Genomic DNA, 12938 nt, shown 5'->3' with positions numbered 1-12938 from the left:
TGCAACATCGCGCCACACTTTATTGCCCGTCCAGGCGCCTTGTGCTCCATTGCGCGCGATCCGGCGCCCGCCGGGGTTTGAGCCGGAGCATTCATGGATTCGATCGTGCAACCCGCCGCCACGGAGCAGTCGTCGTCGTCGCGCAACCGGCTGCTGCTGACGATCTACACCGCTGCGATCTTCGTCAGCGCGCTGCTGCTGTTCTCGGTGCAGCCTCTGTTCACCAAGATGGTGCTGCCGCGGCTCGGCGGCTCGCCAGCGGTGTGGTCGGTGGCCATGGTGTTCTTCCAGTCGCTGCTGCTGGCCGGCTATGCCTATGCGCATCTGCTGATGCAGGCGCGGAACCGGATCGTCCCCGTCGCGGTACATCTGGTGCTGCTGTTCGCCGCCTTCGCCACGCTGCCGCTCGGCATCGCCTCCGCCTATGGCGAGCCGCCGGCTTCGGGCTACGCAGTCTGGCTGCTCGCCCTGTTCGCGGTCTCGATCGGGCTGCCGTTCTTTGCGCTCGCCGCGAACAATCCGCTGCTGCAGGCCTGGTTCGTCCGCACCGGCCATCCGGCCGGGCACGATCCCTATTTCCTCTACGCCTCCTCCAATATCGGCAGCTTCCTCGCGCTGTTGTCCTATCCGTTCCTGCTGGAGCCGATGTTCACGCTGCAAATGCAGAACCGGTTCTGGACCGGTGGCTATGGCCTGCTGATCCTCCTCATCGGCGCCTGCGGCGTGCTGTTGTTGCGTTCGCCGAAGTTGGCGTTGACTGACACGCGGGCCGAGGACGTGAATGCACCCGCGCCCGGCCTCTTGACGCGGCTGCGCTGGATCTTCCTCGCCGCCGTGCCATCGGGCCTGCTCATCGCCGTCACCGCGCACATCTCGACCGACGTCGCGGCGGCGCCGCTTTTGTGGGTGCTGCCGCTGTCGCTTTACCTCTTGACCTGGGTCGTCGTGTTCCAGTCGCGGCCGCTGCTGCCGCACAAATGGATGCTGATGCTCCAGCCGGTCGCGATTGCGGGCGTCGTCGTCCTGCTGGCTTTCGGCGGCGAGCAGAACCTGCTGCTGACCCTCGGCGGACATCAACTCTGCTTCTTCGTCATCGCCATGGCTTGCCACGGCGAACTGGCGCGGACGCGGCCTGCCGCCAAATATCTCACCGGCTTCTATGTCGCGCTGTCGTTCGGTGGCATGGTCGGCGGCTTGTTCGCGGGGTTGGTTGCGCCCTTCACCTTCTCGTGGATCGCCGAATATCCGATTCTGATCGCGCTTGCCGCGCTGTGCCGTCCGTCCGGGAATGAGCGGCTGGCCGCAATCGTCAAATGGTACTGGCTGGCGCTCGCCGCGATCGCGGTGGCGCTCATCGCGCCGTCATATACGACAGGCGACCTCACGACCTGGTTCGAGGATCATCGCGTCTGGGTTGCCGGCGCAGTCGGCGTGCTCGCCGCGCTGCTCGCGCTGATCCTCAATGCCGGGCGCTGGAAGATCTTTGCCACCGTCGCGCTGGCACTGGCGTTGATCCGCGTATATCCCGCGGACGAGGGCCGCGTCACGACCGTGCGCAGCTTCTTCGGCGTGCACAAGATCGTGGTGACGCCGGGCGGTTATTTCCACGTGCTGATGCACGGCACCACCATTCATGGCGCCGAGCGTTTCCGCAACAATGACGGCACGCCTGTTGCCGGCCGACCCGAGCCGATCACCTATTATCACAAGGACGGCGGCATCGGTCAGGCCGTCAGCGCGATCCGCGAGCGCAAGGGCGCGCCGCTGAAGGTCGCCGCGATCGGCGTCGGCTCCGGCACGCTCGCCTGCGCCGCCGAGCGGGGGGAGGACTGGACCTTTTTCGAGATCGACCAGTCCATGGTCGACGCGGCGCGCGACCCGAGGAATTTCCGCTACATCTCGAGCTGCATGCCCGACATGAAGCCCGTCATCGGCGATGCGCGCCTCACCTTCGCCAAGGAGCCCGACGGCGCCTATGATCTCGTCATCGTCGACGCCTATTCGTCCGACGCGATCCCGATCCATCTTGCGACCGAAGAGGCGATGAAGATCTACAAGGACAAGCTCGCGCCGCACGGTGCCGTGGTGATGCACGTCTCGAACCGGCATCTGGATCTCGAAACCGTCGTCGTCGGTATCGCGGACGCCAATGATCTCAAGAGCTGGGTCTTCAACGAGGATTCCGGGCGCGATGGTGACTACATCTTCTCCACCGACGTCGTCATCTCCGCGCGCGAGGAGGCCGACATCGGCAGGCTCGCGTCCTCCAAGCAATGGGAACAGACCGAAGCCGACGACAGGGTGCGGGTCTGGACCGATGACTATTCGAACATCCTGGGCGCGCTGTATCGGCGTTGGAAGGACGGCGAGTAGGGCTCTCTTCGTAGCCCGGATGGAGCGAAGCGCAATCCGGGGCCGCTCCATGCGTGGCACTGTCCCGGATTTCGCTGCGCTCCATCCGGGCTACGAGGCATCGCAACTACGGCGCCACGGGCGTCCCCACCGGCAGCGCAATTCCCTTAGCGCCGGCCACCTCTCGCAATAGATCCGGCCTGTCCGAGATGATGCCGTCGACGCCGAGCTCGATCATGCGCGTCATGTCCTCGCGCTTGTTCACCGTCCACACCACGACGCGCAGTCCGAGCGCGTGGGCCTCCGAGACCAGAGGCGCGGTCACGTCGCCGAAATAGGGCGACCAGATCGCGCCGCCCGCAGCCTTGATCGTGCGCGGCAGCGAGCCGGCGTGATCGGCCGGGTTGAACCCCGCCGTCCAGTTTGTCGCCTTGTCGAGCGCTACCGTCGGAGCCAGGCCGCGCTGGATCGTCAGGTACGCGGTCGGGATGTTCGGCGCCTGCTGCTGGACGCGACGCAAGGTTCGCCAGTCGAACGACTGGATCATGACGCGATCGGAGACTCCCTCGGTCTCGATCACCCCGAGCAGCTTCGCGACGAATTCTTGCGGATCAAGCGTTTCATCGGGACGGTTCGGATCGATCTTGGTCTCGATGTTGAAGCGCACTTGCCTGTTGCCGGACTTGCGCACGAGCGCGAACAGCTCGCGCAAGGTGGGAATGCGAGTCCCCGGGACGGCACGCTGGCCCGGAAATTGTTCCGCATAGGCACTGTCCGGCCGAATCTGGCCGACGTCATAGGTCCTGATCTCGTCGAGCCGCAATTTCACGAACGGCGTGCCGGGCGGAGCGATGTAGGCGCCATCGGGCCGCCGTGCGAGATCGGGATTGAGCCCGCGCTCATGCGCGACGATGACTTCACCGTCGGCGGTGACGCCGACGTCGAGCTCCAGCGTGTCCACGCCCATCGTCAGCGAATGGGCGAAGGCGGGCAGGGTGTTTTCCGGCAGCAGCGCCCGCCCGCCGCGATGCGCCTCGAGGTCGAAGGCCAAATCAGATCCCATGGCTTGTCCAGCAGTGAGCAGCGAGAGCAGCACCGGGATTGTCGTGGCACGTGATGGCATGGTGCCTCGACGGTCAAGGGCGGTTGATGGTCGCCGGGTCAGTTCTGATAGTAGTAGCCGCGCGGCTGATAAACCTGCCGCGGCTGCGGCTGATAGTAATAGCCCTGCTGGCCGTAGCCCTGGTCGTAATAAGGCCGCGGCTGCTGCTGATAGACCTGCGCGTCGTAGAGCGGGCGGGTGGCCGAGCGCGGCGCCGGATAGCGCGCGCCGGTGTCGCTGCCGTCGGCCGGGTAGATGTAATTGTCGTCCTGCGGCGTGTAGCGCCGCGCGGGCTGCGCCGGCGGGGTCAGGTCCACGGGGGCGCCGGTGGTGGCGTATTGGTCTTCGGCCGGCTGCGGGGCGCGGGCCACCGCAGTGTTGTTGCGGCCGCGCGGATTGCGCGCCAGCGCCACCTGTGCCGAGCCGGTCAGCGTCACCGTGGTGTTGAGCACGCCCTGCTGCTGCACCAGCGCATAGAGCGTCGAGGCATTCTGGCGCGACAGGCGCACGCAGCCATGGGATGCCGGCGAGCCGAGCCGGCCGACCGAGTCCGTGCCGTGGATGGCGTGCCCGACCTTGGTGAAGAAGATGGCGTGCGGCATCGGCGCGTCGTCGAATTCTTTGGAGTAGTGATCCTCTTCCATGCGGAAGGCCCGGAAGGCGCCGTTCGGCGTCTCGCGCGAGGGGAGGCCGGTCGACACCGGCCAGCGGTAGCGCGCAACCCCGTCGACGGCGACGGTCATCTGTTGATTGTCCTTGTCGACGGTGATCTCGACCTTGGCTTGCGCGGTACCCGCGCTCAAAAGCATCAGGGATGTGAAAGCAATCAAAAACGAACGCATCTGACTTCTGGCCTCCGGCCTGTTCATGCTTAGCGCCGCGGCTCTCCGTCCCCCGGCGTGCATTATGCCTGCAGCCCGGCGTTGGTTCCAGCGGCCAGCCTGTCCATCGTTAACGTGATGGCAGGCGTAAGCAAGGCCGCTTTGTGCCGCGCCGGCCGGCGGCGCTGACATTTTCGCGAGCGCCGCGTGGTCAGTTCTTGAGCCGGTATCCAGTTCGGAAAATCCACCAGATCACGACCAGGCAGATCACCAGGAAGGCCAGCGTCATGCCGATGCTGACGGACACGCTGACGTCGGCTATCTCGTAGAAGCTCCAGCGGAAGCCGGAGATCAGATAGACGACCGGGTTGAGCAGCGCGACCGTGCGCCATGTCGGCGGCAGCATGTCGATGGAATAGAAGCTGCCGCCGAGGAAGGTGAGCGGCGTCACCACCAGCATCGGAATCATCTGCAGCTTCTCGAATCCGTCGGCCCAGATGCCGATGATGAAGCCGAACAGGCTGAACGTCACCGCCGTCAGCACCAGGAAGGCCAGCATCCAGACCGGATGCTGGATATGCAATGGAACGAAGAGCCCGGCGGTCGCCAGGATGATCAGGCCCAGGATGATCGACTTGGTGGCGGCGGCGCCGACATAGCCGAGCACTATCTCGAAATAGGAGATCGGCGCCGACAGGATCTCGTAGATCGTGCCGGTGAATTTCGGGAAGTAGATGCCGAACGAGGCGTTGGCGATGCTCTGCGTCAGCACCGAGAGCATGATTAGGCCCGGCACGATGAAGGTGCCGTAGCTGACGCCCTCGACCTCGCTGATGCGCGAGCCGATCGCAGCGCCGAACACCACGAAATAGAGCGAGGTCGAGACCACCGGCGAGACGATGCTTTGCAGCAGCGTCCGCCAGGTGCGCGCCATTTCGAACAGGTAGATGGCTCGGATGGCGCGGTGGTTCATGACGTCCTCACGAGGTCGACGAAGATGTCCTCGAGCGACGATTGCGTCGTGTCGAGATCGTTGAAGCGGATGCCGGCGGTGCGGAGGTCGCCGAGCAGGCTGGTGATGCCGGTGCGCTCGCCCTGGGTGTCGTAATCGTAGACGAGCGTCGCGCCGCCGTCGCAGAGCTCGAGCTCGTAATGGCTGAGGCTTTCCGGCAACGCGGTCACCTTGTTCTGCAGATGCAGCGTCAGCCGCTTCTTGCCGAGCTTCTGCATCAAGGTGGTCTTGTCCTCGACCAGCACGATCTCGCCCTTGTTGATGACGCCGATGCGGTCGGCCATCTCCTCGGCTTCCTCGATGTAATGCGTGGTGAGGATGATGGTGACGCCGGATTGCTGAAGCCCGCGCACCACCTCCCACATGCCCTTGCGCAGCTCGACGTCGACGCCGGCGGTCGGCTCGTCCAGGAACAGGATCTGCGGCTCGTGCGACAATGCCTTGGCGATCATCACGCGGCGCTTCATGCCGCCCGAGAGCGTGATGATCTTGTTGTCCTTCTTGTCCCACAGCGAGAGGGCCTTCAGCACCTTCTCGATGTGATCGGGGTTCTTCGGCTTGCCGAACAGGCCGCGGGAGAAGCTCACGGTCGCCCACACGCTCTCGAACGCGTCGGTGTGCAATTCCTGCGGCACGAGGCCGATCAGCGAGCGCGCCTTGCGGTAGGAGGTCTGGATGTCCTCGCCGCCGACCAGGACCCGGCCCTCGCTCGGATTGGCGATGCCGCAAATGATCGAGATCAGCGTGGTCTTGCCGGCGCCGTTGGGGCCGAGCAGCGCAAAAATCTCGCCGCGCTTGATGTCGAGGTTGACGTTCTTGAGCGCCTTGAAGCCGGACCCATAGGTCTTCGACAGATTGGCGACGGAGATGATGGAAGACATGATGGCCGCGAGGCTGAGGAGCAAAGGCTGGGGCGGGGGCCGGACCATCCAGGAGGACAGGTCGGCGGAGCCCTGAAATAGGAACGCCATTGTCCCTCCGCAATTCCCCGGAGAAAAATGGTCTCAAAACAGGCGCTTTAGTGGCATGTTCCGGGCAAGTGTTGCGCGATGGTCACGGCTTGCTGCTAAGATTGGCGCTCACGCGCCTCTTTGTTGCGTCTGCGAGCGCGCCGTGGCTACGATTCCGGCCAATCGCGAAGCGTATTGTCTCCAGGGAAAAGATCGATGAGACCGAACGGCCGTCACACCGCCGGCGCCAGCCAATTGTCCGCCCTCCGTGTTTGGGCGATGGGCCTGCTCCTGCTGTCAGCTGTTGCCATCAGCCCGACCACCGCCAAGGCCGCGCCGAGCCAGGCCGCGGCGGCGACCACGCATGTCTATCTGCTCCGCGGCGTGCTCAACATCTTCTCGCTCGGCCTCGACACGATCGGCGCCCGGCTCCAGGCGCAGGGCGTTCCGGTGACCGTCGCCAATTTCGTGTCCTGGTCCTCGCTCGCCGATGAAGCGGCGGCTGCCTACAAGGCCGGTCGGCTCAAGACCATCATCCTGGTCGGCCATTCCTCGGGTGCGACCGCGCTGCCCGACATGATCGCCAAGCTCAACCAGCTCGGCGTGCCCGTGAAGCTCGCGATCGGCCTCGACTCCGTGTTCAAGACCAAGCTCTCGACCGGCGCGGAACGCTACATCAACATCTATATCGGCGATGGCCCCGGCGAGCCGGTGCGGGCCGCGGCCGGGTTCCGCGGCAAGCTCGACAATGTCGACATCCGCGGCAGTGGCGTCGGCCACATCTCGATCGACAAGAACGAGGCGATCCAGCGCCGCGTCATTGCCGAGATCGACGCTGCCATCATGCGCTCGCGCGCCCCGGCTGCGCGAGTCGCCGAACCCGCTGCGCCGCGGCCCGCACGCGCGGCGGCGGCAACGGATCCGGCGAGGAATTGAGCCGTCGCGCATCCTGCCGCGTGATGCCGCCTAAGCTGGCGTCACTCGAACCGGCATGCTCTCCAGCCCGCGCAGGGAATTGTTGAGCCTGCGCTTCGGCTCCGCCGCGAGCTCGATCGTCTTCACGCGCCTTGCGAGCTCGCCGAAGATCAATTCGCCCTCCAGACGCGCGATCATCTGGCCGACGCAGGCGTGTATGCCTGCGCCGAAGCCGACATGGCCGGTCGCAACCCGCTCCACGTCGAAACGGCCCGGCTTGTCCCAGCGTGCGGGATCGCGATTGGCGGAGGCCATGAACAGCAGCACCTTGCGGTGCGCCGGGATCATGCCGCCGCCGATCTCGGCATCGCGCGAGGTGGTACGAAAGAACGTCTGCACCGGTGAATCGTAGCGCAGACCTTCCTCGAAGGCGTTGCGTGCCAGCTCTGGTTTCTCGTGCAGCTTGCGATATTCGTCCGGATGGGTGGCGAGCGCGAGCAGGGTATTGCCGATGCCATTGACGGTGGTGTCGATCCCGGCCGTGAGGAACGGCCGCACCAGATGCGTCGCCTCGTGCTCGGTGATCTCGCCCTCATCGGCCGCCTGGTAGATCATCATGCCGAGGCTGTCGGGCCGTAGCGCATCGCGCGCACAACATTCCATGATCCAGCTCTGCGCCGCGAGACCGTCCTTCCGCGACGCCGCGAGGATCTCGTTCTCCGGGCCGAAGCTGTTGAATACGAACGTGCTCCAGGCGAGCAGCTTCTCGCGCCCATCGGGGCGGATGCCGATCGCGTCCGGAAACACCTTCATCGGATAGGCTTCCGCAAGATCGGTCACGGCATCGAACGTGCCTTTGTCGATCAGCTCCGAGACCTTCCTCTCTGCTTCGCGCTGGAACGTCTCGCGCAGCTTCCTTGCGACGCCCGGAGACAGCGTGCGGCCGAGCACGCGGCGGCCCTTGTCGTGGTCGGGCGGATCGATCTGCAGGGTCAGCGGCTTTGGCAGCGCCGGGTTCATGCCGTGGAGGCCGACACCTTCGCCGCTGATAAACGTTTTCCAGTCCTTCAGGGCCGCTTCGACCTCGGCATAGCAGGCCATGGCCCACACGTCGTAGCGCTCCACCTCGAACACCGGCCCGATTGCGCGCAGCGCCTCATAGGCGGGATAGGGATCCGTCAGAAAGCCGGGCGCGAACGGATCGACCGGGCTGGATGCAATGCCGCTCATGGTCAGCTCCGAACCGCTATTGCTTTGCGAGCGGGCACTGAGCGTCACTCTCGGACCGGAACGCGTCCTCGCCCTTGATCGTGGCAACGACCTTCAGCAGATCCCAGGACGAATTCGATTCCTCGGGAGCCTTGACCTGCAACAGATAGAGCGGATGGATCTTGCGGCCGTCCTTGCGGATGTAGCCCCTGCCGAACAACTGATCGTCGGTCGGCATCTGCTTCATCGTCGCGACCACGGCCTTGCCGTCCTTGGCTCCGCCGGCCTTGTCGACCGCCTTGAGGTAGTGGATGACCGAGGCATAGACGCCGGCCTGCATGTCGTTTGGATAGGCCTTCGAGGGAATGCGTTCGGCGAAGCGCTTCGCGAAAGCACGCGTGCCGTCGGTCAGATCCCAGTAGAACGGATTCATGATTTGCGCGCCCTGCGCAAACTTAAGCCCAAGCGCGGGAAGGCCGTTCATGCCGAGGATCAATCCGACCAGCTTGTGATCCTTCGTCAGCCCGAACTCGGCGGCCTGCTTCATCGAGGTGATGGTATCGTCCCCTGCATTGGCGAATGCGATGACGCTCGCGCCCGACGCCTGGGCCTGGAGCAGGAATGAGGCGTAATCAGCCGTGCCCAACGGATGCCGCACGCTGCCGAGCACCTCACCGCCGGACGCTTTCACGGCTTCCGCGGCCTGCTTTTCCAGATCATGGCCGAACGCGTAATCCGCGGTGATGAAGAACCATTTCTTGCCGCCCTGCTGCACGATGGCCTTGCCGAGGCCGCGCCCGTAGGAATAGGTGTCGTAGGTCCAGTGCACGGTGTTTGGCGTGCACTTCTCCCCGGTCAGCAGCACCGTGCCGGCGCCCGAGCCGATGAAGACCTTGTTCTTCTCGGCGCTCATGCCGGCCACGGCGAGCGCAATCGACGAGTTCGGAATGTCGAAGATCGCATCGACGCTCTCGTTCTCGTACCAGCGCCGGGCGATACCGATGCCGATGTCCGTCTTGTTCTGATGGTCCGCCGCGACGACTTCCACCGGCTTGCCGGCGGCCTTTCCGCCATAGTCCTCGACGGCCATCTTGGCGGCAACGACCGAGCCGATGCCCTGATAGCTCGCGAACGGCCCCGATTGATCGTTCAGGATGCCGATCTTCACGACGTCCTGGGCCAAGGCCGGTGTGGCGGCCAGTACCGCGGCCACCATGCATAGTTTATGCAGGAATTTGCTGTTCATTGTGTCCCTCCCATGGGCGGTCTTTGTGCCGCTCTAGAATAGTTATAATTTATAGCTATTTTTGAGAGTGTCAATTCGGCCGACTTGTGGCCGCCGGATCCAGGATCATGAGCCCGAAAGCAGTCAGACCCGGAGCGAAGCCCGCTCAACCGTCGGAGACGTCACTGGACTTGCGCGCGCTGCAGAGCACGCCCGGCTTCATGCTGCGGCTCGCGCAGCTGAAATTCTTCGAGGGCTTCTATGAGGAGTTCGCCGCACTGGGCCTGACGCCGGCGACCTATGCGATCTTCGTCGTCATTCGCGACAATCCGGGTGTTCCCCCCAGCAGCCTTGCCGGCCTGCTCCGCCTGCGCCTGCCGAACCTGATCAAGATCCTGAACGAGCTGGAATCGTCCGGTTTCATTAAGCGTAACCGCTCGAAGTCCGACCGCCGCGCCGTCGAGTTGATGCTCACGCCGAAGGGCGCCAAGCTCATTCAGGACGGGGCAAGCCTGACGCAGACGTATAATCGGAAGATGCTGGCTCCACTCACCGAGGCCGAGCAGCGCACGTTGCTCGACCTCTTGAACCGGATGCTGCCGCTTTAGCCGGCACGCAATGTAGCAACCGACGATCGCCACAGCCCACGTCACTTCAGGAACGCGCGAATGCTTTCCGCAATTTCCCGCGCATGCGTCTCCAGCGCGAAATGGCCGGTGTCGAAGAACTGCACGACCGCGTTGGGATTATCGCGCTTGAACGCCTCGGCGCCGGGCGGGATGAAGAACGGGTCGTTCTTGCCCCAGACCGCCAGGAACGGCGGCTTGTGCTTGCGGAAATAGTCCTGGAAGGCGGGATAGAGCGCGACGTTGCTCTTGTAGTCGCCGAACAGGTCTAGCTGCACGTCGTCCGAGCCCGGCCGCGCCAGATAGAAATTGTCGAGGTTCTGGCCATCCGGCGACACGGTCGCCGGGTCGGAGACGCCATGGGTGTACTGCCAGCGCGTCGCCTCCGGCGTAAGGAAGGCGCGTAGCGCCTCGCGGTTGGCAGGCGAGGGATCCTGCCAATAGGCCTTGATCGGAGTCCAACCGTCGCTGAGGCCGTCCTCATAGGCGTTGCCGTTCTGCGAGATGATCGCGGTGATCCGTTCGGGGTGACGCAACGCAAGTCGGAAGCCAGTCGGCGCGCCGTAATCGAAGACGTAGATCGCGAAGCGATCGAAGCCGATCACTTCGGTGAAGCGCTCGATCACCTGCGCGACATTGTCGAAGGTGTAGCGGAAGGTTTCGCGCGAAGGCATGTCGGACTGGCCAAACCCTGGAAGGTCGGGGGCGACGATGTGGAATTTGTCGGCAAGCAGCGGAATCAGGTCGCGGAACATGTGGCCGGCGCTGGGGAAGCCGTGCAGCAGCAGCAGCTTCGGCGCACCTCGGGAGCCGGCCTCGCGATAGAACACGTTGAAGCCATCGACATCGGCGGTGCGGTAGGTAGTCGGGGTCATGACCGTCTCCAAGTAAGTAACCTTTTAAGTGCTAGTATGGAGGTTACGTAAGGGATGAGTAACTTGTCAATGGTCATTTTACAGGTTACTTATGGGTTACGCTTTCCAGGCTGAGGACCGTTCATGGACAGACCGCCCGCGATGTTCGTCGCCGACTCACTCGGCCTCGACTTCCTCAACTCGGTCGCAACACCGGTCGATACGCCTGTCGACTGGATCGACGATGGCGCTGGCCTGATCGACTGGCTTTCCCAGGCGAAGCTGGTGCCGACGAAGGAGCTGGATGCGCTGAAAGCGCGCGCGAGGCCAGTTGAGCTCGACAAGGTCGCCGATCAGGCCCGCGACTTGCGTGAGTGGTTCAGGGGCTTTGTTCTGGGGCACGCGGGCCGGCCGCTGACTGCGAAGGCGCTGCACGAGCTCGGCCCGTTGAACAGCATCTTGGCGCGTGATGAGGCGTTCTTGCAAATTGCGCCGCGCCATGGCCAGGAAGGTCTTGCGCTGCAGAGGACGCGGCGCTGGCAATCAGCCGGAGCCCTGCTGCTGCCGATCGGCGAAGCCCTGGCGAAGTTCGTCTGCGAGGAAGACTTTTCGAACGTGAAGGCGTGCGAGGGCCACAATTGCACGATGCTGTTCGCCGATCACACCCGCAGGCGCGCACGGCGGTGGTGCACCATGGCGATCTGCGGCAACCGCGCCAAGCAGGCCGCGCATCGCAGCCGGCTCAAGAGCAGGCAGTGATGGGCCGGGAGCGGTCCCCCCGGTGACGGAGCGTTGATGCGCGCGGCGGTGCGTCGCGCTTCGGTTCCCGTGCCCCAAAATCCACCCAATCGATGGTCACTAAGCCGGTCAGGGGAGGCCCCTGCCTCCCGTGGTGGGACTGCTGGACTGATGATTCATTCGAGGCGACTCCTCGCGCTGGCAGCAGTGGTGCTGCTCGCCTTGAGCAGTGGCATGGCCGCTGCTACTCCCCCCAAGTCCAAGACCAACGCGACCGCCCCCGCCGCGCCGCCGCCGCCTCCGCCGTTCGAGCCGTTGCCGCCGCCAAAAATCTACCTGTTCCGCGGCGCCATGGGCCCGATCTTCTCGACCGGCATGGATCGGCTCGAAGAGAAGCTAACGAAGGCCGGCTTCTCGGCCAACGTCTACGAATTCACCATCTGCCGGTGGATCGGCGATCGCGCCATCTCCAGCTATAAGGAATCGCCGGCGCCGATCGTGCTGATGGGCCATTCCATGGGCGGGCTGTGCTCGATCGTCATCTCCGAGATGGCGGCCAAGGAGAACATCCCGATCAGCCTCGTCATCGCCATCGATCCCGCGCAAGCGACCGGCGATGTCCCCCTCAACGTCGAGCGCTTCATCAACATCTTCCTGTCCGACAGCGTGCTCGGCGGCGGCGACGTCGTGGCTGTTCCCGGCTTTCGCGGCCATTACGCCAGCTATGACCTCAAGCGGAACGCGCGCGTCACCCACATCAACATCGAGAAGTCCGACGATATCCATCGTCAGATCGTCGAGATGGTGACGCAGCTGCCGCGCATTCCGCCGCAAACGCAGGCCGATGCCGTGCCGCTGCGCTATCTCGTGCCGGCGGACACGCTGGTCGAATTGTGGGACAGCGGCGTGCGGGTGCCGGTGCGCCGCGGCGACACCATGGAGAGCATCGCAGCAGCAAACCGCGTGCCGCTGTGGACGCTGGCGCAGAGCAACTCGCTGCCCGAGAACGCGCAGCTGACGCCGGGCCAGACCATCATCGTCCCCCGCCATCTGACACCGCCCGAGCCGGCCGCCGCGATGGCCACGCCGCCGGCGTCACCGGCGGCGCGGAGGTAGGGGCCGTTATCTTGCCGC

General features: G+C 64.5%; 12 protein-coding genes. 5 read left to right on the top strand and 7 right to left on the bottom strand.

Annotated features, from left to right (window positions below; all coding sequences use genetic code 11):
* Positions 1-93 precede the first annotated feature (93 nt).
* Entirely contained in the window at positions 94-2373 is a 2280-nt protein-coding gene (locus I6F17_RS26425; RefSeq protein ID WP_225131914.1) for a fused MFS/spermidine synthase, read from the top strand.
* Between the two features lie 106 nt (positions 2374-2479).
* Here the strand turns inward: I6F17_RS26425 and I6F17_RS26420 are convergent, their stop codons facing one another.
* The 4 genes from I6F17_RS26420 to I6F17_RS26405 all read right to left on the bottom strand — a co-directional run bounded on the left by I6F17_RS26420 (position 2480) and on the right by I6F17_RS26405 (position 6168).
* Complete coding sequence (locus I6F17_RS26420) at positions 2480-3475, bottom strand: glycerophosphodiester phosphodiesterase (RefSeq protein WP_225131913.1); 996 nt, start codon at positions 3473-3475, stop codon at positions 2480-2482.
* Between the two features lie 38 nt (positions 3476-3513).
* On the bottom strand, positions 3514-4323 hold the full coding sequence (locus I6F17_RS26415) for a L,D-transpeptidase (protein ID WP_225131912.1): 810 nt from the start codon (positions 4321-4323) through the stop codon (positions 3514-3516).
* A 163-nt stretch (positions 4324-4486) separates the two neighbouring features.
* Positions 4487-5248, bottom strand: coding sequence for an ABC transporter permease (locus I6F17_RS26410; RefSeq protein WP_036006407.1), 762 nt, complete (start codon positions 5246-5248; stop codon positions 4487-4489).
* A complete protein-coding gene (locus I6F17_RS26405; RefSeq protein WP_225114526.1) occupies positions 5245-6168 on the bottom strand; it encodes an ABC transporter ATP-binding protein in 924 nt (307 codons plus the stop codon). The genes I6F17_RS26410 and I6F17_RS26405 overlap by 4 nt, the downstream gene beginning before the upstream one ends.
* A 285-nt stretch (positions 6169-6453) precedes the next feature.
* Here I6F17_RS26405 and I6F17_RS26400 point away from each other — a divergent pair, with 285 nt between their 5' ends.
* Positions 6454-7173: a hypothetical protein gene (locus I6F17_RS26400; protein ID WP_036024916.1), complete on the top strand. Its 720-nt coding sequence runs from the start codon at positions 6454-6456 to the stop codon at positions 7171-7173.
* 30 nt (positions 7174-7203) lie between these two features.
* Here the strand turns inward: I6F17_RS26400 and I6F17_RS26395 are convergent, their stop codons facing one another.
* Entirely contained in the window at positions 7204-8382 is a 1179-nt protein-coding gene (locus I6F17_RS26395; protein ID WP_225131911.1) for a cytochrome P450, read from the bottom strand.
* A gap of 16 nt (positions 8383-8398) precedes the next feature.
* The gene (locus I6F17_RS26390; RefSeq protein ID WP_225131910.1) at positions 8399-9607 is read right to left on the bottom strand and encodes an ABC transporter substrate-binding protein; all 1209 of its coding nucleotides are present in this window, start codon (positions 9605-9607) and stop codon (positions 8399-8401) included.
* A gap of 107 nt (positions 9608-9714) precedes the next feature.
* Here I6F17_RS26390 and I6F17_RS26385 point away from each other — a divergent pair, with 107 nt between their 5' ends.
* Entirely contained in the window at positions 9715-10194 is a 480-nt protein-coding gene (locus I6F17_RS26385; protein WP_225131909.1) for a MarR family transcriptional regulator, read from the top strand.
* 41 nt (positions 10195-10235) lie between these two features.
* Here I6F17_RS26385 and I6F17_RS26380 read toward each other — a convergent pair whose 3' ends face one another.
* On the bottom strand, positions 10236-11087 hold the full coding sequence (locus I6F17_RS26380) for an alpha/beta hydrolase (protein ID WP_225131908.1): 852 nt from the start codon (positions 11085-11087) through the stop codon (positions 10236-10238).
* Positions 11088-11210: 123 nt separating this feature from the next.
* On the opposite strand from I6F17_RS26380, the gene I6F17_RS26375 reads away from it, so the two are divergent.
* Complete coding sequence (locus I6F17_RS26375) at positions 11211-11825, top strand: ABATE domain-containing protein (protein ID WP_225131907.1); 615 nt, start codon at positions 11211-11213, stop codon at positions 11823-11825.
* Between the two features lie 150 nt (positions 11826-11975).
* Positions 11976-12920: a LysM peptidoglycan-binding domain-containing protein gene (locus I6F17_RS26370; protein WP_036006428.1), complete on the top strand. Its 945-nt coding sequence runs from the start codon at positions 11976-11978 to the stop codon at positions 12918-12920.
* The last annotated feature ends 18 nt before the right edge of the window (positions 12921-12938 follow it).

Source organism: Bradyrhizobium sp. NBAIM18 (assembly GCF_020193825.1).
Classification (GTDB): Bacteria; Pseudomonadota; Alphaproteobacteria; order Rhizobiales; family Xanthobacteraceae; genus Bradyrhizobium; species Bradyrhizobium yuanmingense.
The sequence above is the reverse complement of the archived record's forward strand: the minus strand, read 5'-3'. Positions and strand labels throughout refer to the sequence as shown.

What these genes read in the sequence shown, in the direction of transcription:
- I6F17_RS26425 (WP_225131914.1), top strand. Translation starts at nt 94, where the DNA reads ATGGATTCGATCGTGCAACCCGCCGCCACGGAGCAGTCGTCGTCGTCG.
- I6F17_RS26420 (WP_225131913.1), bottom strand. Translation starts at nt 3,475, where the DNA reads ATGCCATCACGTGCCACGACAATCCCGGTGCTGCTCTCGCTGCTCACT.
- I6F17_RS26415 (WP_225131912.1), bottom strand. Translation starts at nt 4,323, where the DNA reads ATGAACAGGCCGGAGGCCAGAAGTCAGATGCGTTCGTTTTTGATTGCT.
- I6F17_RS26410 (WP_036006407.1), bottom strand. Translation starts at nt 5,248, where the DNA reads ATGAACCACCGCGCCATCCGAGCCATCTACCTGTTCGAAATGGCGCGC.
- I6F17_RS26405 (WP_225114526.1), bottom strand. Translation starts at nt 6,168, where the DNA reads ATGTCTTCCATCATCTCCGTCGCCAATCTGTCGAAGACCTATGGGTCC.
- I6F17_RS26400 (WP_036024916.1), top strand. Translation starts at nt 6,454, where the DNA reads ATGAGACCGAACGGCCGTCACACCGCCGGCGCCAGCCAATTGTCCGCC.
- I6F17_RS26395 (WP_225131911.1), bottom strand. Translation starts at nt 8,382, where the DNA reads ATGAGCGGCATTGCATCCAGCCCGGTCGATCCGTTCGCGCCCGGCTTT.
- I6F17_RS26390 (WP_225131910.1), bottom strand. Translation starts at nt 9,607, where the DNA reads ATGAACAGCAAATTCCTGCATAAACTATGCATGGTGGCCGCGGTACTG.
- I6F17_RS26385 (WP_225131909.1), top strand. Translation starts at nt 9,715, where the DNA reads ATGAGCCCGAAAGCAGTCAGACCCGGAGCGAAGCCCGCTCAACCGTCG.
- I6F17_RS26380 (WP_225131908.1), bottom strand. Translation starts at nt 11,087, where the DNA reads ATGACCCCGACTACCTACCGCACCGCCGATGTCGATGGCTTCAACGTG.
- I6F17_RS26375 (WP_225131907.1), top strand. Translation starts at nt 11,211, where the DNA reads ATGGACAGACCGCCCGCGATGTTCGTCGCCGACTCACTCGGCCTCGAC.
- I6F17_RS26370 (WP_036006428.1), top strand. Translation starts at nt 11,976, where the DNA reads ATGATTCATTCGAGGCGACTCCTCGCGCTGGCAGCAGTGGTGCTGCTC.